Consider the following 19,655-nt stretch of genomic DNA (forward strand, 5'->3'; position numbering starts at 1 on the left):
TAAGGCTTTTCAGGTCTTTGCCCGTTCCGCGGGCAGCGTGCCCGCTTTTGCGGCAGAAATGACGTGGATAAGTTCGCTTGCAACCAAGGCGGCAATCACCGCCGGCCGCTTGTCGGCGACCCCGGCGCCGATCGGCATGGTGAGCCGGGAAAGCGCGGTTTCGCTCAGGCCTTCCCTGCGTGCGTGGTTGAAAAACGTGGCGCGCTTGGTTTTCGAGCCGATCATGCCGCAATAGGCAAGATCGTCCCGTTTCAGCGCTTCCGTGGCGATCAGGAAATCGAGCGCATGGTCATGGGTGAGGATGACGGCGGCGCTGCCGGCCGGCATGCGCGCGACCTCGGCCTCCGGCATTGGCGACAGACGGAGTTCCACGGTTTCGGGAAGCGGACCATCCATGTCCGGGCGGGTCTCGATCACGCTCGTCTTGAAGGGAAGCGGCGCCAGCGCCGCCGCCAGAGCCGCGCCCACGTGACCGCCGCCGAAAATATAGACCGAGGGATAGGATGCCGCTTTTTCCGCAAGCGAGGTCAGCAGACTCTCGACCGTTCCGTCATCCGTTATCTCGAAGGCAAGAACCGCGCGCCCGCCGCAGCACTGGCCGATTTCTGGGCCGAGCGCAATATCGAGCCGCAGCGGTGCGTCATGCCCTTTCAGCAGACGCCGGGCATGGTCGATCGCGATATATTCGAGCTGGCCGCCGCCGATCGTCCCGCAGGTCCGGTTTGCGGACACGGCCATCACCGCGCCTTCCTCGCGCGGCGTCGAGCCCCTGATCTCGGCCACCGTGACAATGAAAGAGGCCGGATGGTCTTCGAGGAAACGCCGGAATGTCGCGATCTCGCTCATGGCCTTACGCCTTTTTCATCCGCTCCACCGCCATCAGCACGCGTTCGGGCGTTGCCGGCGCGTCGAGCTTCGGGCAGACGCGGTAGTCGGCAACGCTGGCAACGGCCATGGAGATCGCCTCCAGCGCCGAGATTGCCAGCATGAAGGGCGGCTCGCCGACGGCCTTGGAGCGGCCGATGGTCGGCTCCATGTTTTCGGAAAAATCGGCAAGCTTGACATTGAAGATCTTCGGCCGGTCGGAGGCAAGCGGGATCTTGTAGGTGGACGGGGCATGGGTGCGAAGCCGCCCCTTGTCGTCCCACCACAATTCCTCGGTCGTCAGCCAGCCGAGCCCCTGCACGAAGCCGCCCTCGATCTGGCCGATATCGATGGCCGGATTGAGCGAGCGCCCGACATCGTGGAGAATATCGGTGCGGTCGAACATGTATTCGCCGGTCAGCGTGTCGATCGAGACTTCCGTGCAGGCCGCGCCATAGGCGAAATAGTAAAACGGCCTGCCGCGACCCGCCGCGCGGGCCCAGTGGATCTTCGGCGTCTTGTAAAAACCTGCGGCCGAAAGCTGGATGCGGGCGAAATAGGCGGCCTTGATCAGATCGGGGAAAGGAATTTCCTCCGTTCCCACGCGAACGCGATTTGGCAGAAATTCCACCTCTTCAGGCGTGACCTTCCAGTTCTCCGCGGCAAAGGCGACGAGCCGGTCGCGGATCTGCATCGCGCCGTTATAGGCGGCCATGCCGTTGAGGTCGGAACCCGAGGAGGCGGCCGTGGCAGACGTGTTCGGCACCTTGCCAGTGGTCGTCGCGGTGATCTTCACCCGTTCGAGGTCGATCTGGAAGACGTCGGCGACCACCTGCGCGACCTTGATGTAAAGCCCCTGGCCCATCTCCGTGCCGCCATGGTTGAGCTGCACCGAACCGTCCTGATAGACATGGACGAGCGCGCCGGCCTGGTTGAAGGCGGTCATGGTGAAGGAAATGCCGAATTTCACCGGGGTCAGCGCGATGCCCTTCCTGATCACCGGGCTGGTCCTGTTTAAATCGATGATCGCCTGGCGGCGGGCGCGATAGTCGGAGGTCTGTTCCAGTTCCTCGACCACGCGCAGGATGATGTTGTCCTCCACCGTCTGGTGGTAGGGCGTTACATCGCGGCCAGAGCCGTTGGGGCCGTAGAAATTCGCCTTGCGGATATCGAGCGGATCTTTCTGCAGCGCATAGGCGATTTCCTCGATGAAGCGCTCGCCCGCCAGCATGCCCTGCGGTCCGCCGAAACCGCGATAGGCGGTGTTCGAGCAGGTATGCGTCTTCAACGGCCGCGAGACCATGTGAACGTTCGGATAATAATAGGAACTGTCGGCGTGAAACAGCGTGCGGTCGGTCACCGGCCCGGACAGGTCCGAGGAAAAGCCGCAGCGCGCGGCAAAGGTCGCATCGACGCCTTCGATCACGCCGTCATCGTCAAAGCCGATGTCGTAGAAGGCGACAAAGTCGTGACGCTTGCCGGTGATCGCCATGTCCTCGTCGCGGTCTGGCCGCACCTTGACGGCGCGGTTGAGTTTCTTGGCCGCAAGGGCCGCGATTGCGGCAAAGCCGTTGCCCTGCGTCTCCTTGCCGCCGAAGCCGCCGCCCATGCGCCGCTGATAGACGGTGACGGCATTGGACGGAATGTCGAGCACATGGCCGACGATGTGCTGGATCTCGCTTGGATGCTGGGTGGACGACCAGACGGCCACCTCGTCATCCTCGCCGGGAATGGCGAGCGCGATCTGGCTTTCGAGGTAGAAATGCTCCTGCCCGCCGATCTCCATCTCTCCGGTGATCCTGTGGGGCGCCTTGTCGAGCGCGGCCCTCGCATCGCCGCGCTGCAATGTCATCGGGGTGATGACATTGGGCGCGTCATGGGCAATCGCGTCGCGGACGCTGGTCCAGAAGGGCAGGTCTTCATAGGTGACCTTCGCCAGCCTTGCAGCGGCGCGGGCCTGATGCCGGGTTTCGGCGATCACCGCGAACATGATCTGGCCGTGATACTCGACCTCTTCATTGGCAAAGAGCGGTTCGTCGTGATTGCCGCCCGAGGAAATGTCATTGGTGCCTGGCACGTCCTTTGCCGACAGCACGGCGACAACCCCAGGGGCTTTCTCCACGGCCGAGAGATCCATTGCGGCGATGCGCGCATGCGGGCGCTCGGAAAGGCCGAGGCCGACATGCAGGAGGCCTGCGGGTTCCGGAATATCATCGATATATTCGGCTGTGCCGGCGACATGCTTGTGAGCGGAATCATGGACGCGGGCCTTGTGCATGCCGCCGGAAATCTCGGTCTTCAGCGTCAGCGCTTCATTGGTCTGCTTGTCCATCTCAGGCCTCCTCGCGTTCGAAGCGTGAAAGCTCCTGCGGGCTGCCGCCGGTTTCCAGCAGCAGGCGGGAGAGCAGGTTCCTGGCTGCCAACATACGGTACTCCGCCGTCGCGCGCATATCGGTCATCGGCTGGTAGTCGCTCTCAAAGGCCTGCCGCGCCGCTTCCACGGTCTCGGTCGTCCACGGCTTGCCGGCAAGGGCGGCCTCCACATGGGCCGCGCGCTTGGGAATGCCGGCCATGCCGCCATAGGCGATCCGGATTTTGTCGACCGTGCCATCGCGCGCAAGTTCCAGATAGAACGCGCCGCAAAGGGCGGAAATATCCTCCTCGCGGCGTTTGGAAACCTTGTAGACGGCGTAGTGCGCGCCCTTGGCCGGCTTCGGAACGGTGAGCGACAGCACGAATTCGCCCGGCCGTCTGTCCTGCTTGCCGTAGTCGCGGAAAAAATCCTCAAGCGCGATGGAGCGCGTGCCGTCCTTCGATTGCAGCGTCAGCGTCGCGCCGAGGGCGATCAGGGCAGGGGGCGTATCGCCGATCGGCGAGCCATTGGCGACATTGCCGCCGATCGTGCCCATATTGCGCACCTGCTCGCCGCCGATGCGGTTGATCAGCCGGGAGAGCGCGGGGATCTTGCCGGCAAGCGCCGGAAAGGCTTCCGTATAGGTGGCGCCCGCGCCGATGATGAAGCTTTTCTCCGTTTCGGTAATCGTCTGCAGCTCTTCCAGGTGGTTGATGAAGACCATCGGGTTCAGCTCGCGCATCTGCTTGGTGACCCAGAGACCCACATCGGTGGAACCGGCAACGATGGTCGCATCGCGGTATTCGGCGAGCACCTCGGCAAGGGCCTCGACGGAGCCGGGAATGATCCCGCGCTTGCTTTCGTTGCCGATGGTGATGGTCTCGCCGGTCTTCATCGCCGCGAGCTTCGCCAGGATGGTCTCGCGCTCGCGCGCCAGCGCATCGAAGGCCGCATCCGGACGTATGGCGGAGGCCTTCTCCGCCGCCTTGATGATCGGCTCATAGCCGGTGCAGCGACAGAGATTGCCCTGCAACGCCTTTTCGATGGCCTGACGCGAAGGTTTCTCGTTTTCCATCCACAGCGCGTAGAGCGACATGACGAAACCCGGCGTGCAGAAACCGCATTGCGAGCCGTTCATGTCGACCATGGCCTGCTGGACAGGGTGCAACACGCCGTCTTTTGCCGCCAGGTGCTCGACAGTGACGACATGGGTGGCGTTCAGCGAGGCGGTGAAGCGGATGCAGGCATTGACCGTCTCGTAGACGAGCCTGCCGCGCGTCAGCCTGCCGACGAGCACGGTGCAGGCGCCGCAATCGCCCTCGGCGCAGCCTTCCTTGGAGCCGGTCAGGCGCCGTTCAATGCGCAGATAGTCAAGCAGGGTTTCCGACGGCGAGAACCTGTCGCGCGTCACCTCCCTGTCATTCAGGATGAACCGTATCGTCATCAAAATTCCTTCAGAAATACCCGGAGGCCGGCGCTATTGCGCGGTCCAGCCGCCGTCAATCGAAATATGCGTGCCGGTGACCTGGCAGGCGGCGTCGCTCGCTAGATAAAGCGCCGCGGCGGCAATCTGCTCGACGGTCACGAACTGCTTGGTCGGCTGGGCGGCGAGAAGAACGTCGGTCTTCACCTGTTCTTCCGTCATCCCGCGCGCCTTCGCCGTATCCGGGATCTGCCTTTCCACGAGCGGGGTCAGCACATAGCCGGGGCAGATGGCGTTGACCGTGATGTTGTGGCGGGCAAGTTCCAGCGCGACCGTCTTCGTCAGCCCCATCATGCCGTGCTTTGCCGCCACATAGGCGGATTTGAACGGCGAGGCGACCAGCCCGTGGGCCGAGACAAGGTTGATGATCCGCCCGTGGCCCGCCTGCTTCATCAGCGGAACCGCATGGTGGATCGTATGGAAAGAACTCGTCAGATTGATGGCAATGATCTGGTCCCATTTTTCCGGCGGAAAATCCTCGATCGGACTGACATGCTGGATGCCGGCATTGTTGACCAGGACGTCGAGACTTCCGAAGGTTTGGCGGGCCGTCGCGATCAGGTCCGCAATCTCGTCCGGCTTGGTCATGTCGGCGGGATGGTAGATCACCGAGCCGTCGCCGGTGCTGCCGATGCGCTCGACGGCCTGGTTGATGGTCTCTTCCGTGCCGAAGCCGTTGATGACGAGATTGTCGCCGGCCTTTGCGAAGCCTTCGGCAATGCCGAGGCCTATACCGCTTGTGGAGCCGGTCACCACTACAGTGCGCGCCATGATATGTCTGCCATTCCCGTTTTTGTTGTTGTTTGCGATTTGCCGGAAAGGTTATGCGCAAACCGGAAGCCATGCAATTGCTTGCATGCCGCGGGACGGCAAGAAATATGCGCCGCCGCAGGGCGCGCGACGGGCGGTGAACACAGCGTTTCGCAAGTGGCGACGTCCCGTCCCGTGACTTGCGGCAGGCGATGCTCCATATCAGGGCCAAACGCAATTCAGCTTTTGGCTTGGAAGGACGATCTGATGGAACTGGGTGTCTTCACATTTGCCGATGTCGACCCGTCTGACGGCATTGATCGCGGGAAAGAGGCGGAACGCCGCATGCGGGACCTGATGGAGGAAATCAGGCTGGCGGACGATGTCGGGCTCGACGTCTTCGGCGTCGGCGAGCACCACCGCGTCGACTATCTGGTCTCTTCTCCGGCAACCGTGCTCGCCGGCGCCGCCACGATCACGAAGACTATCCGGCTGACGAGCGCGGTCTCGATCCTGTCATCGGATGATCCCGTACGCGTGTTCCAGCAGTTTTCCTCCGTTGACCTGCTGTCCTCGGGACGGGCGGAGATCATGGCCGGGCGCGGCTCCTTCATCGAAAGTTTTCCGCTGTTCGGCTATCCGCTGGAAGCCTATGACGAGCTGTTTTCGGAAAAGCTCGATCTTCTGTTGAAGATCCGTGAAAACGAGAAGGTCACCTGGTCGGGCAACACGCGCGCGCCGCTCAAGGACCAGCCGGTCTATCCGCGTCCGGTGCAGAACCCTCTGCCGGTCTGGATCGCCGCAGGCGGCACGCCGCAATCGATGGCCCGCGCCGGCTTTCTCGGCCTGCCGCTGATCATAGCGATCCTGGGCGGTCAGCCGCGCCGGTTTGCGCCGCTCTTCGATATCCACCGCCAGGCGGGTCTGCAGGCCGGTCATGATCCGGCGAAGCTGAAGCGCGGCATTTCCGTCCATGGTTTTCTCGCCGATACGGCGGAAGAGGCCGCCGACATCTTCTTCGAACCGCAGAAGGCCGTGATGGACCGGCTCGGGCGCGAGCGCGGCTGGGGGCCGCAGAGCCGGGCGCAGTTCGATGCCTCGATGGGACCGGAAGGCGCGCTCTTCGTCGGCGGGCCGGAGGACCTTGCGCGCAAGATTGTCGCCCACCAGCGCATTTTCGGTCTCGACCGGTTCATGATTCAGTTCGCCGTCGGGCTTGTGCCGCAAGCGCAAGTGTTGCATGCCATCGAGCTGTTCGGCAAAAAGGTCGCGCCGATGGTGCGCGAAATGCTCGCCGACGGCGAACCGGTTTAGAATTCGAAAGTTGATAAAGAGGGCCTGAATGATCGTCACGACAGAAGAAGAGCTTCAGGCCCTGAAGGACATCGGCCGCATCTGCGCGGGCGCGGTCGACATCATGTCGAAGGCGCTGGAGCCCGGCATTACGACGCTTGAACTTGACAAGATCGGCCGCAGGTTCCTGGAAGACAACGGCGCGCAGTCGGCGCCGGAAGTGACCTATCGGTTTCCCGGAGCGACCTGCATTTCCGTCAACGAGGAGGTCGCCCACGGCATTCCGGGCGAGCGTGTGATTGCCGCCGGCGACCTCGTCAATATTGATGTTTCGGCCGAGAAGAACGGGTTTTTCTCCGACACCGGCGCATCCTTCGCCGTGCCGCCGGTGACAGCGAAGATCAAGCGCCTCTGCCGCGACGGCAAGCGGGCGATGTGGACGGGCATCAACCAGGTGAAACCCGGCGGCGAATTCGCCGATATCGGCAATGCCATCGGCGATTTTGCCCGCAAGAATCGATATTCGCTGATCCGCAACCTCGCAAGCCACGGCATCGGCCGCTCGCTGCACGAGGAGCCCGCCGAGCTTTCCACCTGGCCGGACCCGAGCGAACGCCGGCGCATTGCCGAGGGGCATGTGTTCACTGTCGAGCCGTTTCTTTCGCTCGGCGGCGAATTCGCCGAGGAGGAAGAGGACCGGGACTGGGTGCTCTATTCGATCCCGAAGGCGCTGACGGTCCAGTTCGAGCACACGCTGGTGGCAACCCGAAACGGCCCGGTGATCCTGACGCTGCCCGACGGCGAGTAGTATGCTCTCTGCTTGCGGCGCGAAGGCGTCTGCAAGACCTGAACAATGTTTAATTTCTCTTTCGGCCGTTTTTTGCCATAGATGGGCGGACAACTCCGTCATTCGCGATTTTCCGGAAGGCCAACCCCTTGTTTCAGTCGTTTTTTCCGAAGCCGAAACTGTTTTTCGCCTCCGCCCTGGTCTGGGCACTGGTCGCAATCGCCGGCTGGTACGGCGTGGTGCGCGAACTGGGTGTTGCCGTAGGCTTCGCGCCCTATCCGGAAGGCGAGCAGCCGATCGGGCTTGCGCATTTCGTCACGCCCGACTTCCTGTGGTTCTACCTTTATTATGCCGTGTTCTCGGTGATCTTCGGCGTGTTCTGGTGGATCGTCGGTGACAATCGCAAATGGCAGCCCTGGTCGGTTTGGGGGTCGCAACTGATCATCTTCGTCACCTATTTCTCGGTGCAGATTTCGGTTGCCATCAACAACTGGCGCCGTCCTTTCGGGGATACGTTGCAGGCCGCGCTGCAGGGCGAAGGCGGCATCACGGTCGGCGATTTCTATACGCTGATGCTGATCTTCCTGCAGATCGCCTTTCTGAGCGTCACTCTTTTCATCGTTTCGCGCTTCTTCATCAGCCACTACATCTTCCGCTGGCGCACGGCGATGAATGATTACTATACCGGCATGTGGGAGCGCGTCCGTCATATCGAGGGCGCATCCCAGCGCGTTCAGGAAGACACGATGCGTTTCGCCTCGATCATGGAAGGGCTCGGTGTTTCGATGATCGATTCGGTGATGACGCTGATCGCCTTTCTGCCGGTGCTGTTCTCGCTGTCGCAATATGTCACCGAACTGCCGATCGTCGGCGCGATTCCCGCTCCGCTTTTCACCGCGGCGATCTTCTGGTCGCTGTTCGGCACGATTTTGCTCGTCGTGGTCGGCATCAAGCTACCGGGACTGGAGTTTCGCAATCAGCGCGTCGAGGCCGCCTATCGTAAGGAACTGGTCTATGGCGAGGACCATGAGGACCGCGCCGATCCGGTCACGCTGCAGGAGCTCTTCACCAATGTGCGCCGCAATTACTTCCGGCTCTATCTGCACTACACCTACTTCAATCTCGCCCGCAGTCTCTACCTTCAGGCCGACAATATCTTCGGCTATTTCATTCTGGTGCCGGCGATCGTCGCCGGCGCGGTCACCTACGGTCTCGTGCAGCAGATCGTGACAGCCTTCGGCCAGGTTGCCTCCTCGTTCCAGTATCTCGTGATGTCCTGGTCGACCATCATCGAGCTGATTTCGATCTACAAGCGCCTGAAGGCCTTCGAGGCTGCGATCTTCGGTCAGCAACTGCCGGAGATCGACCGCGAGGACTATCAGGAGCCGGGCGGCGCAGTGGCCGATACGCATCCCGATTGAGCAAATTGAAACCGCCGCCGTCTGAAGCGACTTCAAACGGCGGTGTTTCGCGCCTATTGTGCTGGCGGTATTTCGCGCCTTCAGGGGGATAGCGCCATGGTCATGCTCATCGTTGCCGTGCTGGTTTTCACGGGCATTCATCTCATCAACACTTTCGCGCCGGGGTTTCGCCGCTCGATGATCGATCGTCTGGGCGAGAACGGTTGGAAGGGGGGCTTTTCGCTCGCGGCGCTGGCAGCGCTCGTCTTCATGATCTGGGCCTTCGGCCGGGCCCGTCAGGAAGGCATCGTGCTCTACACGCCGCCCTTCTGGATGGCGCACGTCACCCTTCTTCTGATGCTTCTCGCGATGATCTGTCTTGCCGCAAGCTTCTTTCCGCCGGGTCGGATCACGACGATGGCCAAGCATCCGATGGTGCTGTCCGTGAAGATCTGGGCTTTCGCCCATCTTCTGGCCAATGGCGAGGCGGCATCCGTCATCCTCTTTGCGGGCCTTCTCGTCTGGGCGGTGATCCTCAGGATTTCGCTGGCACGGCGCGAGCGCTCCGGCAATTACAGTCGCAAACCCTTCGTCTCCGCGCGCTACGACGCCTATGCTTTCGTCCTCGGGGTCGTGCTCTGGGGACTGTTCATCTGGAAGCTTCACATCTGGCTGATCGGCGTTCCGGTGCCGCTCGCCATGTGAAAACAGGCCGTCCGGTGCAATATCACCGTTGCCGCGCGGCTTTTTCCCTTACAACGGGATGAAAAAACGGCTAGAAGGCCCGGCACTGGAGAATGAAATTCGTGCCGGAGTGACGGAATGGCAAATCAGGACGACAGTTTTATCCGCGAGGTCAACGAGGAGCTGCGTTCCGACAGGATGAAGGATGCGTGGCGGCGCTTCGGGCGTTATCTGATCGCCCTTGCCGTCCTGCTCGTCGTCGGAACCGCGGGCTGGCGCGGCTATGAATACTGGCAGGCGCGTGAAGCGGCCCAGTCCGGCGATGTTTTCCTGACCGCGCTGAACCAGATCGAAGCCGGCAATCTTGCCGCCGCCGAAGAGACGCTGTCGAAGCTCGAGTCCGAAGGCCATGGGGCCTATCCGGTTCTTGCCGAATTGCGCGCAGCGACGCTTCTTTCCGAAGCGGGCGATACGGCCGCAGCGGTCTCCGCCTTCTCTTCGATTGGCAAGGATCGCAGCGTGCCGGAAGCGATCCGCGACGCCGCCAAGCTGCGCGCCGGCTGGCTGCTGGTCGATACCGGGACCTATGAACAGGTTTCGGCGGAAGTGGAAGCGCTTGCCAATGACGGCAATCCGTTCCGCTTCTCCGCCCGGGAGATTCTCGGTCTTTCCGCCTATGGCCACCAGGATTACGCCCGCGCCCAGCAATGGTTCGAGGACGTCGCCAACGACCCCGAAGCCCCGCGCAATGTCTTGAACCGCGTGCAGATCCTGCTCGAGGTCATGACTGCCAATGGCGAAATCAAGGATGCCGGCTGAGCCGGCCCGCGAGGAACAGATGAATTTCAAGGTCGCGATCGTCGGAAGGCCGAATGTCGGCAAGTCCACGCTGTTCAACCGTCTGGTCGGACAGAAGCTGGCGCTTGTTGACGACACGCCGGGCGTGACGCGCGACCGCCGGCCGGGCGAGGCGCGGCTGTTTGATTTGCGCTTCACCATCATCGATACGGCCGGTCTTGAAGAGGCTGCCGCCGACACGTTGCCGGGGCGCATGCGCGCGCAGACGGAAGCGGCGATCGACGAGGCCGACCTGTCGCTCTTTCTCATCGACGCCAAGGCCGGCCTGACGCCCGCCGACGCAACGCTTGCCGAACTGCTGCGTCGCCGCGGCAAACCGGTGGTGCTGGTTGCCAACAAGGCGGAAGCGCGTGGCTCGGATGCCGGCTTTTATGATGCCTTCACGCTGGGCCTAGGCGAGCCCTGTCCGATTTCCGCCGAACATGGCCAGGGCATGAACGATCTGCGCGAGGCGATCATCGAGGCGATCGGCGAGGACCGCGCCTTCCCAAAGGAAGAGCCTGCCGAGGAAGCGCTCACCGATGTGATGCTGACGCGGGAAGAGGCGGAAAACCCGGAAGAGGCCGCCCCCTATGACGACAGCAAGCCCTTGCGGGTCGCGATCGTGGGCCGTCCGAACGCCGGAAAATCGACGCTGATCAACCGCTATCTCGGCGAGGAACGGCTGCTCACCGGCCCGGAAGCCGGCATCACCCGCGATTCCATTTCGGTGGAGTGGGAGTGGCGCGGCCGGCCGATCAAGCTGTTCGACACCGCCGGCATGCGCCGCAAGGCGCGGGTGGTCGAAAAACTTGAAAAACTTTCCGTCTCCGACGCGCTGCGGGCCATCCGTTTTGCCGAATGCGTGGTGATCGTCTTCGATGCCACGATCCCGTTTGAAAAGCAGGACCTGCAGATTGTCGATCTCGTGCTGCGCGAGGGCAGGGCGGCCGTGATCGCGTTCAACAAATGGGACATGATCGAGGACCGCCAGCAGGTGCTGGCGGATTTGCGCGAGAAGACAGAGCGGCTTTTGCCGCAGGCGCGCGGCATTCGCGCCGTGCCGATTTCCGGCGAGCGGGGCACCGGCCTCGACAAGCTGATGCAGGCGGTCGCCGATACTGACAAGGTGTGGAACCGCCGCATCTCGACGGCCAGGCTCAATCGCTGGCTCGACGGCCAGACGGTCAGCCACCCGCCGCCCGCCGTTTCCGGCCGGCGTCTTCGGATGAAATACATGACGCAGGTGAAAACCCGTCCGCCCGGCTTCATGATCTCCTGCACCAGGCCGGACGCGGTTCCGGAAAGCTATATCCGCTATCTGACCAATGGTCTGCGTGCCGATTTCGACATGCCGGGCGTGCCGATCCGCATTCATTTCCGCGCCGGCGACAATCCTTTCGAGCACAAGCGCAAGAAGAAGCGTTGATCAGGGCCCGTGGGCGACAAGCATGTTGTCGTAGAACTGCCGCGCCGCCGCCTCCCACGTATAGGTCAGAGCCAGGTCGCGCGCCGCTTCCGGCGAACATTCCAGCGCCTTGAGGCAGGCGGCCTTCAGGTCGTCGTCAAGCGCGCCGGCCTGCTGATCGCCGTCGAGAATGTCGCGCGGACCGGTCACCGGAAAGGCCGCGACGGGCACGCCGCTTGAAAGCGCCTCGATGATCGTGTTGCCGAACGTGTCCGTCTTCGAGGTGAAGACGAAGACGTCCGCTTCTGCATAGGCCTCCGCCAGCGCTTCGTCCTGCAGCATGCCGGCAAAATGAACGTCGGGGTATTTTTCCTCAAGCGCCTTGCGCGCCGGTCCGTCGCCGACGACGACGATGCTGCCGGGCAGGTCGAGCGCGAGCAGCGCGGGAAGATTCTTTTCCACCGCGACGCGCGCAACCGTGAGGAAAACCGGCCGCCTGAGGCCGCCGAACGGCGCGGCCGATTTTTCCCGCGGATGAAACAGCGTGTTGTCGATGCCCCGGCTCCAGCGCATCAGGTTGTGAATGCCGCGCTCTTCCAGTTCGCGCGCCAGGCTTTCCGTTGCCACCATGCAGCCATGGCCGGAATTGTGGAATCGCCGGACGACGCCGTAAAGCATGTCCTTGGGGATCGGCAGGCGGGCCGCGACATATTCGGGAAAGCGGGTGTGATAGCTGGTGGTAAACCGCATTCCGTTCTTGAGGCAGTAGCGGCGCGCCTTGAAGCCGAGCGGGCCCTCCGTGGCGATATGGAGGAAATCCGGCGCGCTGTCGGCGATCTTGCGGGCGACCTGTCCATAGGTGGCGAGCGCCAGGCGGATTTCGGGATAGGTCGGCATCGGCATGCTGCGGAACAGATCGGGCGTAATCATCGTCACCGCGACGCCCATCTTCTCCAGTTCGTGATTGGTGTTTTCGATCGAGCGGACGACGCCGTTGACCTGCGGATGCCAGGCATCGGACACAAGCGTCAGTCTCTTGGGCGCGCTTTCGTTCACGTCGGTCTACCGATTCTTCCGCCGGCGCAGTCCGGCCGGTCCGGCCCTGTTATCCAAGTGATGTTACAGCCTTATTACACCGCGATTTCGCCGCAAACGCCAGCGGCCGATCGCGCGCCTTCTCCATTTACCTGACGCCGGCGCGACGATAGGCTGGCGGCCGGAGATCTCAGACCATTTCAGCAAGGAATTTTCGATGACCGACGAGAAAAGCGAAAACGGCGCATGGTGGCGCGGCGGCGTCATCTACCAGATTTATCCGCGCTCGTTTCAGGATACGACCGGCGACGGGATCGGCGATCTGCCGGGGATTACCCGCAGGCTTGCCTATGTTGCCGAGCTCGGCGTCGATGCGGTCTGGCTTTCGCCCTTCTTCACCTCGCCGATGGCGGACATGGGCTATGATGTCGCCGACTATCTCGATGTCGACCCGATGTTCGGCACGCTCGATGATTTCAGGGCGCTCGTGGCAGAGGCCCACCGGCTGGGGCTCAAGGTTATTATCGACCAGGTGCTTTCCCACACCTCCGACCAGCATGCCTGGTTCAAGGAAAGCCGCAAGAGCAAGGTGAATGACAAGGCGCACTGGTTCGTCTGGGCCGATGCCAAGCCGGACGGGACCGCGCCCAACAACTGGCTGTCGATCTTCGGCGGTCCGGCCTGGGAGTGGGACGGCACGCGCAAGCAGTATTACATGCATAATTTCCTGGCGAGCCAGCCGGACCTCAATTTCCATTGTGCGGCGGTTCAGGACGCCCTGCTCGAAACGGTCCGCTTCTGGCTGGAGCTCGGCGTCGACGGCTTCCGCCTGGACACGGTGAACTATTATTTCTGCGACGAGAAACTGCGCGACAATCCGGCGGTCGACGGCGAGCTTGGCCCGATGGGCCTCGATGCGCCGGACGTGAACCCCTATGGCTTCCAGCAACACATCTACGACAAGACACGACCGGAAAATATCGGTTTTCTCCGGCGCTTCAGGGCGCTTCTCGATGAATATGACGAGCGCACATCGGTGGGCGAGGTCGGTGACGGCGCGCGCTCGCTGAAAACGGTTGCCGCCTATACCTCCGGCAATGACAAGCTGCACATGTGCTATACGTTCGATTTTCTCGGGCCGAATTTCTCGCCCGCCCATATTCGCGATTGCGTGGAGAATTTCTTCGCCACGGTCAAGGACGGCTGGGTGTGCTGGGCGTTTTCCAACCATGACGTCGATCGCCACGCTTCACGCTTCGCCAGAACCGAAGCCGAGCGTGAGCCGGTGGCAAAGCTCGCTATCTCGCTGCTGGCGACCCTGCGCGGCTCCATCTGCCTCTATCAGGGCGAGGAGCTCGGCCTGCCGCAGGCGGAGATTGCCTTCGAGGATCTGCAGGACCCCTACGGCATCCGCTTCTGGCCCTCTTTCAAGGGGCGCGATGGCTGCCGCACGCCGATGCCGTGGAGCAATGTCGCGCCCCATGCCGGCTTCACCACGGCTGACAGGCCCTGGCTTCCGGTGCCGGCGGAGCATCTGCCGCTTTCGGTGTTCGAGCAGGCGCCTGAGCCCGACACGGTCTATAACCACTACCGCGCCGTGCTGTCCTTCCGCGCCGAGCACGACGCGCTTTTCGATGGGGATATCGCCTTCATGGAGACCGACAATGAGGACGTGCTGATGTTCACGCGGGAAAAGGACGGAAAGACGCTGCTCTTCGTCTATAATTTCGCCGACACGCCGCAATCCGTGCCGCTGCAGATCGCGCTCGAGCATGTCGACAGTCTCGACCTGCCGGGCATGACCGGGGTTCTGAACGGCGCCCATGTCGATCTGGGCGCCTTTGACGGCTTTTGCGCGAAACTGTGAGGGCTTCAGGCGTCGATGGTGACGCTGAAGGCAAAACGGGCGCTTTCGCCCGGCTGGAGGATCTTGGTAAACGGCCGCGCCTCGAGCGCGGCCCCCTTTTCATGGGCAGCGGCCATGCCGTGCCAGGGTTCGACGCAGATATAGGGCGCGCCGGGCTTGGTCCAGAGTGCCAGATTGGGAAGGCCCTCGAAAACGAAATGAAGGGCGGGGCCGTCTTCGGCGCTAAAGGTGAGGCGGTCGCCGGCGCCTTCCGGGAAGATCATCGCGTCGTCCTCGAAATAGTCATGGTCCAGCGCGAGGATGCCCTCGGAAAAGGGAGAGGGCAGGCGAGAGAGATCCAGAAGCCCGTCGCGCAGGCGGATCATTTCCGGCTCCGCGCGGTTTGCGAGGGTGATGTGGTGGACATGGCCCTTGTTCATGCCGGGCATCGGCCAGCGGAAGGCCGGGTGGAAGCCGAAGCCGAAGGGCATCGGCCTGTCGTCATTGTTCTCGACCATCGCCGAAACGCCGAGCGTTTTTCCTTCGAGTGCATGTTCGATCGCGAGGCGGAAGGCGAAAGGGTAGGATTTCCGTGTTTCGTCCGTGTCCGTCAGGACGAAGCGGCAGAGCGTGTCCGTCTGTTCTTCGAGCGTGAACAGGCTCTTGCGCGCAAAACCGTGCTGCTTCATGGCAAAGGGCTCGCCGCCGATTTCCACCCGGTCGTCAGGCGCTTTGCCGACGATCGGAAACAGAATCGGCGCGCGTCCCGTCCAGAATTCAGGGTCTCCGTTCCACAGCCAGTCGCGTCCGTCGGCGGTCCTGATCGACTGCGTCTCGGCGCCGAGCGGCGAGACGATGACGGCAAGAGCTTCGTTGGCGATGCGGATGGCGTCTGTCATGGTCGGGCCTCGTGGCGCTCTCGTTGCGAGAAGAAAGGAATGCCCGGCGGAGGTTTTGCCGCCGCCGGGCGCCGGGGTCTCAGATATTGTTCATCAGAACCGTGCGCAGCTTGTCGAACAACTCGTCGATTTCGGACTTCGATATGATCAGCGGCGGCGACAGCGCGATGATGTCTCCGGTGGTGCGGATCAGAAGCCCGTCCTCATAGGCCTTGAGGAAGGCCGAGAAGGCGCGCTTGGTCGGCTCGCCGGCGATCGGCTCCAGCTCGATTGCGCCGATCAGGCCAAGGTTGCGGATGTCGATGACATGCGGGCTGTCTCTCAGGCTGTGAAGCTGCTCTTCCCAATAGGGCGAAAGCTCCTTGGCCCGGGTCAGCAATCCCTCTTCCTGGTAGGTCTCGAGCGTGGCAAGGCCGGCCGCGGACGCGATCGGGTTGCCGGAATAGGTGTAGCCGTGCATGAACTCGATCATGTGCTCCGGGCCGTTCATGAAGGCATCGTGGATCTCGTCCTTGACGAATACCGCGCCCATGGGGATGACGCCGTTGGTCAGTCCCTTGGCGGTGGTCATGATATCCGGCGTCACGCCGAAATATTCGGCCGCGAAAGGGGCGCCGATGCGCCCGAAACCGGTGATAACCTCGTCGAAGATCAGCAGGATGCCGTGCCTGTCGCAGATTTCGCGCAGCCGCTGGAGATAGCCCTTCGGCGGAATGAGCACGCCGGTGGAGCCGGCCACGGGCTCGACGATGACGGCGGCGACCGTCGAGGGGTCATGCAGCGCGACAATCCGCTCCAGAGTGTCGGCAAGGTCGGCGCCGTGTTCGGGCTGGCCCCTGGTGAAGGCGTTCTTCTCCGGAAGGTGCGTATGGGGAATGTGGTCGACGCCTGTCAAAAGCGTGCCGAACATCTTGCGGTTCGAGACGATGCCGCCGACGGATGTGCCGCCGAAATTGATGCCGTGATAGGCGCGTTCGCGGCCGATCAGACGGAAACGCTCGCCCTGGCCCTTCACCCGGTGGTAGGCCAGAGCGATCTTCAGCGCGGTATCGACGGATTCGGAGCCGGAATTGGTGTAGAAGACGTGGCCCATGCCCTGAGGCGCGAGGTCCACCAGACGGTTGGCGAGTTCGAAGGCCTTCGGGTGGCCAAGCTGAAAAGCGGGCGCATAGTCGAGCTCGCCGGCCTGGGCGCGGATCGCCTCGGTGATCTTCGGTCGGCAATGACCGGCATTGACGCACCACAGCCCCGCGGTGCCGTCGAGCACGGTGCGGCCGTCGACCGTCTTGTAATACATGTTCTTGGCCGAGGCGAACATGCGCGGCGCCTTCTTGAACTGCCGGTTTGCGGTGAACGGCATCCAGAAGGCTTCGAGGTTGTTGGGGGCGACGCGGTCGGACATAAGCTGCTCCACAGAAGAAAGCGACCCGTTTGCCGGGCAGTGCTTTTTTTGAATTATACGGTGGAGCACGTTATCAGCGGATGGAGCGCCGTCAAGCTGGAAGGCATGCGCGAGGAGCGCAAATGGCGGCGGCTCGCGCCTTGGTCCTTTCTGTACCCCGGCGGGGGTTCGCCGATTGCCAGACCGCCCCGATTGTCAGCACCGGAAGCGGCGGTCCGCACGGGCTCAGCCTGCGAGGTCAACTCGCAAGCGTGTCGCGCCAGCCCGAGCGGTCATAAATGTCATCGAGCGTTTCGAGCAGTTTCTTCACCGGCTCCGCGTGGGTGCTGTAATAGATCGTCTGCGCCTCGCGACGGGTTTCAACCAGGTTCTGCGCCCGCAACTTCGAGAGGTGTTGCGAGAGCGCCGACTGACTCAACCCTACCCTGTTGGCAAGCGCGCCGACGGGCATTTCATTCTCGATCAGAACGCAGAGAATCTGGAGGCGTTTCGGGTTGGCCATGGCTGCAAGAAGACAGGCTGCAACAGCGGTTTTGTCCGTTTGTGTGTTTGTTCTCACGGTGATGATTCCTTTGCTGGACATCGGCGCTACACAAGTCATGTATAACAAGAGAAACTTACACAAGCTTTTATAAAAAAGTAATCTTAAATTTTGGGTATTTTACAGGCGAATTCGTGGACAGACTCAAGCAATTCATCATGATTAGTCGAGACTTTTTCAAAATCATGCCGTGCTATAATTCGTCTTTCTCTAAAATATATACCTTCCGGGTCGATGTCTATAAAGGCATATTCTTTGTTTTCGACTTGGAGGAACATGCTTTCCGCATGCTTTGCAGCGTAGGAGAAATCGAACCACCGATAGGTCATCAATGCGCCGGGCCGCACAAGGTCCGCCCCTTCCAGCGCGAATGCCTTGCCGAAACCGCCGTTGAGATTGGCCGAAACCGGCTCCAGGCGGAACAGGTTGAAATCGGGGAAGTCAATGTAAGTTTTTGCTTTCGGGTGTCGGCTGAGAAAGCGCCGGCGCAACCAGGCGTGGTGCACGCTTTCGCGGTCAACAAGGCATGCATGGCAGCGCGTGGTCAGGCGCGGATGGGCCAGCGGATCGCCCTTGGCCGGCTCTCCGGTCAGGATTGAAACGCGATCGTCCGCCTCGATCGCGCGGGTGTGGACGGAAAGCCCGGAGACCAGGATCGCCGGCGCGCCGTCAATATCGGTTGCCAGCAGAACGCGGCTTGCGAGCGGGAAGCCGGTTTCCTGTTCGTTGACGGCAAGCGCGGCGTAAGGGGCTTCCCGGACAAGCCTGCGGGCCAGCGCCCTTGCGGCCCCGTCGGTTTCGCGCAGGATATTTCTGTTCATCGGGTTTCCTCCTGTCCGGTCTCGGTCGGGCGGGCGGCGGCAAGGTGCATCATCATGTCCTGCTCGGTAATCGTTCCGGCAATCCGTCCGCGATCGACGACGCCGATCGTGCCCGGACGCTCGGAAAGCGCGCGCAGGAGCGCTGCCGCCGACGTGCCGGGCTTCACCGTCGCCGATATACGGACATCGAGCCGTGCCCGGTCGGTCACGGGCTGCATGATGTCTTCTGCCGTCAGAAAGGCAAAGCGGTTGGCGTGAGCGACGAAATCGGCGACATAGCCGCTCGCCGGCCTGCTGACGATCTCGCGCGGCGTGCCGGTCTGGACGATCCTGCCGGCCTGCATAATCGCGATCCGGTTGCCGAGCTTGATGGCTTCGTCGAGGTCATGGCTGACGAACAGGATGGTCTTCCTCAATCGATCCTGAAGCGACAGCAACTCATCCTGAAGATGGGCGCGGATCAGCGGATCAAGCGCGGAGAACGGCTCGTCCATCAACAACACCGGAGCGCCGGTGGCAAGCGCGCGCGCGAGCCCCACCCTTTGCTGCATCCCGCCGGACAGGGCATGAACCGGCTGATCGGCCCAATCCGTGAGCCCGACAAGCGCCAGCTGTTCCTCGACCCGATCGCGTCTCTCCTTCTTGGGGGTGCCTGCAAGTTCAATTCCGAACGCGACGTTTTCGGCAACGCTGCGCCATGGCAACAGGGCGAACTGCTGGAAAACCATGGCAACCGAACGGTTCCTGAGCGCCCGCAGCGCGCGGCCGCCATCGGCGTAGGGGTTGATCGGCCCGTTCTCGGTCTGAACCTCCACGGTGCCGCGGGTTACCGGCGCCAGGCCATTGACGGCGCGCAGCAGCGTCGATTTTCCGGAACCAGAAAGCCCCATCAGCACGACGATCTCGCCCTCGCCGACCGCAAGCGAGGCATCGCTGACGCCAACGAGGTTTCCCGTCTTCTTCAGAATGTCATCGCGAGAAAGGCCGGCGTCGATCAACGGCAGGGCGCGCCTGGGGCGCTTGCCGAACACGATATCGATATTTCTCAGTTCGAGGGCCTTGTTCATCGAAAGGGCTTTCGAGACGGATGACGGAGAGCCGGGCGGCGGGGCGCCCGCGCGATCTTTTCCACAAACCGGCCGCCGCGACAAGGGCGCTGACTGCCGTCGCCGAAGGCCGACCCGGCGTCTTTTCTGTGACTTGCGGCATTTTGCGCTTTATCGGCGCCCGTCGTTTTCGGCAAAAGAAAGCC

At 62.3% G+C, this 19,655-nt stretch carries 17 protein-coding genes; 7 read left to right on the plus strand and 10 right to left on the minus strand.

Going from position 1 to position 19,655, the window contains the following annotated elements:
* Positions 1 to 9: 9 nt before the first annotated feature.
* The 4 genes from xdhC to AZF01_RS03900 are packed head-to-tail and all read right to left on the minus strand — an operon-like array spanning position 10 to position 5,471.
* The gene (gene xdhC / locus AZF01_RS03885; protein WP_197489650.1) at positions 10 to 837 is read right to left on the minus strand and encodes a xanthine dehydrogenase accessory protein XdhC; all 828 of its coding nucleotides are present in this window, start codon (positions 835 to 837) and stop codon (positions 10 to 12) included.
* Between the two features lie 13 nt (positions 838 to 850).
* Complete coding sequence (gene xdhB / locus AZF01_RS03890) at positions 851 to 3,196, minus strand: xanthine dehydrogenase molybdopterin binding subunit (RefSeq protein ID WP_024709752.1); 2,346 nt, start codon at positions 3,194 to 3,196, stop codon at positions 851 to 853.
* Position 3,197: 1 nt separating this feature from the next.
* Positions 3,198 to 4,661: a xanthine dehydrogenase small subunit gene (xdhA, locus tag AZF01_RS03895; RefSeq protein ID WP_024709751.1), complete on the minus strand. Its 1,464-nt coding sequence runs from the start codon at positions 4,659 to 4,661 to the stop codon at positions 3,198 to 3,200.
* A gap of 33 nt (positions 4,662 to 4,694) precedes the next feature.
* Positions 4,695 to 5,471 carry a 3-hydroxybutyrate dehydrogenase gene (locus AZF01_RS03900; RefSeq protein ID WP_024709750.1) on the minus strand — a complete coding sequence of 259 codons (777 nt, stop codon included), beginning with the start codon at positions 5,469 to 5,471 and terminating at the stop codon, positions 4,695 to 4,697.
* A gap of 246 nt (positions 5,472 to 5,717) precedes the next feature.
* Here AZF01_RS03900 and AZF01_RS03905 point away from each other — a divergent pair, with 246 nt between their 5' ends.
* The 6 genes from AZF01_RS03905 (at position 5,718) to der (ending at position 11,880) form a co-directional block, all read left to right on the plus strand.
* Positions 5,718 to 6,764, plus strand: a complete 1,047-nt coding sequence (locus AZF01_RS03905; RefSeq protein ID WP_024709749.1) for an LLM class flavin-dependent oxidoreductase — start codon at positions 5,718 to 5,720, stop codon at positions 6,762 to 6,764.
* A gap of 28 nt (positions 6,765 to 6,792) precedes the next feature.
* Entirely contained in the window at positions 6,793 to 7,551 is a 759-nt protein-coding gene (gene map / locus AZF01_RS03910; protein WP_024709748.1) for a type I methionyl aminopeptidase, read from the plus strand.
* A 128-nt stretch (positions 7,552 to 7,679) separates the two neighbouring features.
* The gene (gene sbmA / locus AZF01_RS03915) at positions 7,680 to 8,951 is read left to right on the plus strand and encodes a peptide antibiotic transporter SbmA (protein WP_024709747.1); all 1,272 of its coding nucleotides are present in this window, start codon (positions 7,680 to 7,682) and stop codon (positions 8,949 to 8,951) included.
* Between the two features lie 96 nt (positions 8,952 to 9,047).
* The gene (locus AZF01_RS03920; protein ID WP_024709746.1) at positions 9,048 to 9,635 is read left to right on the plus strand and encodes an NnrU family protein; all 588 of its coding nucleotides are present in this window, start codon (positions 9,048 to 9,050) and stop codon (positions 9,633 to 9,635) included.
* A gap of 117 nt (positions 9,636 to 9,752) precedes the next feature.
* Complete coding sequence (locus AZF01_RS03925) at positions 9,753 to 10,433, plus strand: tetratricopeptide repeat protein (RefSeq protein WP_024709745.1); 681 nt, start codon at positions 9,753 to 9,755, stop codon at positions 10,431 to 10,433.
* 19 nt (positions 10,434 to 10,452) lie between these two features.
* The gene (der, locus tag AZF01_RS03930) at positions 10,453 to 11,880 is read left to right on the plus strand and encodes a ribosome biogenesis GTPase Der (RefSeq protein ID WP_061449865.1); all 1,428 of its coding nucleotides are present in this window, start codon (positions 10,453 to 10,455) and stop codon (positions 11,878 to 11,880) included.
* Here the strand turns inward: der and AZF01_RS03935 are convergent, their stop codons facing one another.
* Positions 11,881 to 12,915: a glycosyltransferase family 1 protein gene (locus AZF01_RS03935; protein WP_036237246.1), complete on the minus strand. Its 1,035-nt coding sequence runs from the start codon at positions 12,913 to 12,915 to the stop codon at positions 11,881 to 11,883. It lies immediately after the preceding gene.
* A 196-nt stretch (positions 12,916 to 13,111) separates the two neighbouring features.
* Here AZF01_RS03935 and AZF01_RS03940 point away from each other — a divergent pair, with 196 nt between their 5' ends.
* A complete protein-coding gene (locus AZF01_RS03940; RefSeq protein WP_024708419.1) occupies positions 13,112 to 14,761 on the plus strand; it encodes an alpha-glucosidase family protein in 1,650 nt (549 codons plus the stop codon).
* Between the two features lie 5 nt (positions 14,762 to 14,766).
* On the opposite strand, the gene AZF01_RS03945 is transcribed toward AZF01_RS03940, so the two are convergent.
* The 5 genes from AZF01_RS03945 to choV all read right to left on the minus strand — a co-directional run bounded on the left by AZF01_RS03945 (position 14,767) and on the right by choV (position 19,470).
* The gene (locus tag AZF01_RS03945; RefSeq protein ID WP_024708420.1) at positions 14,767 to 15,639 is read right to left on the minus strand and encodes an aldose 1-epimerase family protein; all 873 of its coding nucleotides are present in this window, start codon (positions 15,637 to 15,639) and stop codon (positions 14,767 to 14,769) included.
* A gap of 79 nt (positions 15,640 to 15,718) precedes the next feature.
* Positions 15,719 to 17,041, minus strand: a complete 1,323-nt coding sequence (locus AZF01_RS03950) for an aspartate aminotransferase family protein (RefSeq protein WP_024708421.1) — start codon at positions 17,039 to 17,041, stop codon at positions 15,719 to 15,721.
* A 238-nt stretch (positions 17,042 to 17,279) separates the two neighbouring features.
* Positions 17,280 to 17,600, minus strand: a complete 321-nt coding sequence (locus tag AZF01_RS03955) for a metalloregulator ArsR/SmtB family transcription factor (RefSeq protein ID WP_024708422.1) — start codon at positions 17,598 to 17,600, stop codon at positions 17,280 to 17,282.
* Positions 17,601 to 17,686: 86 nt separating this feature from the next.
* Positions 17,687 to 18,403: a HugZ family protein gene (locus tag AZF01_RS03960; RefSeq protein ID WP_024708423.1), complete on the minus strand. Its 717-nt coding sequence runs from the start codon at positions 18,401 to 18,403 to the stop codon at positions 17,687 to 17,689.
* Positions 18,400 to 19,470, minus strand: coding sequence for a choline ABC transporter ATP-binding protein (gene choV, locus AZF01_RS03965; RefSeq protein WP_024708424.1), 1,071 nt, complete (start codon positions 19,468 to 19,470; stop codon positions 18,400 to 18,402). Before choV ends, AZF01_RS03960 begins: the two co-directional genes overlap by 4 nt.
* Positions 19,471 to 19,655: the final 185 nt, after the last annotated feature.

This window comes from Martelella sp. AD-3, from assembly GCF_001578105.1.
Taxonomy (GTDB): Bacteria; Pseudomonadota; Alphaproteobacteria; order Rhizobiales; family Rhizobiaceae; genus Martelella.

Excerpts from the sequence above, each read along its gene's own strand:
- xdhB (WP_024709752.1), bottom strand. The coding sequence starts at position 3,196 with ATGGACAAGCAGACCAATGAAGCGCTGACGCTGAAGACCGAGATTTCC.
- xdhA (WP_024709751.1), bottom strand. The coding sequence starts at position 4,661 with ATGACGATACGGTTCATCCTGAATGACAGGGAGGTGACGCGCGACAGG.
- AZF01_RS03900 (WP_024709750.1), bottom strand. The coding sequence starts at position 5,471 with ATGGCGCGCACTGTAGTGGTGACCGGCTCCACAAGCGGTATAGGCCTC.
- AZF01_RS03905 (WP_024709749.1), top strand. The coding sequence starts at position 5,718 with ATGGAACTGGGTGTCTTCACATTTGCCGATGTCGACCCGTCTGACGGC.
- map (WP_024709748.1), top strand. The coding sequence starts at position 6,793 with ATGATCGTCACGACAGAAGAAGAGCTTCAGGCCCTGAAGGACATCGGC.
- AZF01_RS03920 (WP_024709746.1), top strand. The coding sequence starts at position 9,048 with ATGGTCATGCTCATCGTTGCCGTGCTGGTTTTCACGGGCATTCATCTC.
- AZF01_RS03925 (WP_024709745.1), top strand. The coding sequence starts at position 9,753 with ATGGCAAATCAGGACGACAGTTTTATCCGCGAGGTCAACGAGGAGCTG.
- der (WP_061449865.1), top strand. The coding sequence starts at position 10,453 with ATGAATTTCAAGGTCGCGATCGTCGGAAGGCCGAATGTCGGCAAGTCC.
- AZF01_RS03940 (WP_024708419.1), top strand. The coding sequence starts at position 13,112 with ATGACCGACGAGAAAAGCGAAAACGGCGCATGGTGGCGCGGCGGCGTC.
- AZF01_RS03945 (WP_024708420.1), bottom strand. The coding sequence starts at position 15,639 with ATGACAGACGCCATCCGCATCGCCAACGAAGCTCTTGCCGTCATCGTC.
- AZF01_RS03950 (WP_024708421.1), bottom strand. The coding sequence starts at position 17,041 with ATGTCCGACCGCGTCGCCCCCAACAACCTCGAAGCCTTCTGGATGCCG.
- AZF01_RS03960 (WP_024708423.1), bottom strand. The coding sequence starts at position 18,403 with ATGAACAGAAATATCCTGCGCGAAACCGACGGGGCCGCAAGGGCGCTG.
- choV (WP_024708424.1), bottom strand. The coding sequence starts at position 19,470 with ATGAACAAGGCCCTCGAACTGAGAAATATCGATATCGTGTTCGGCAAG.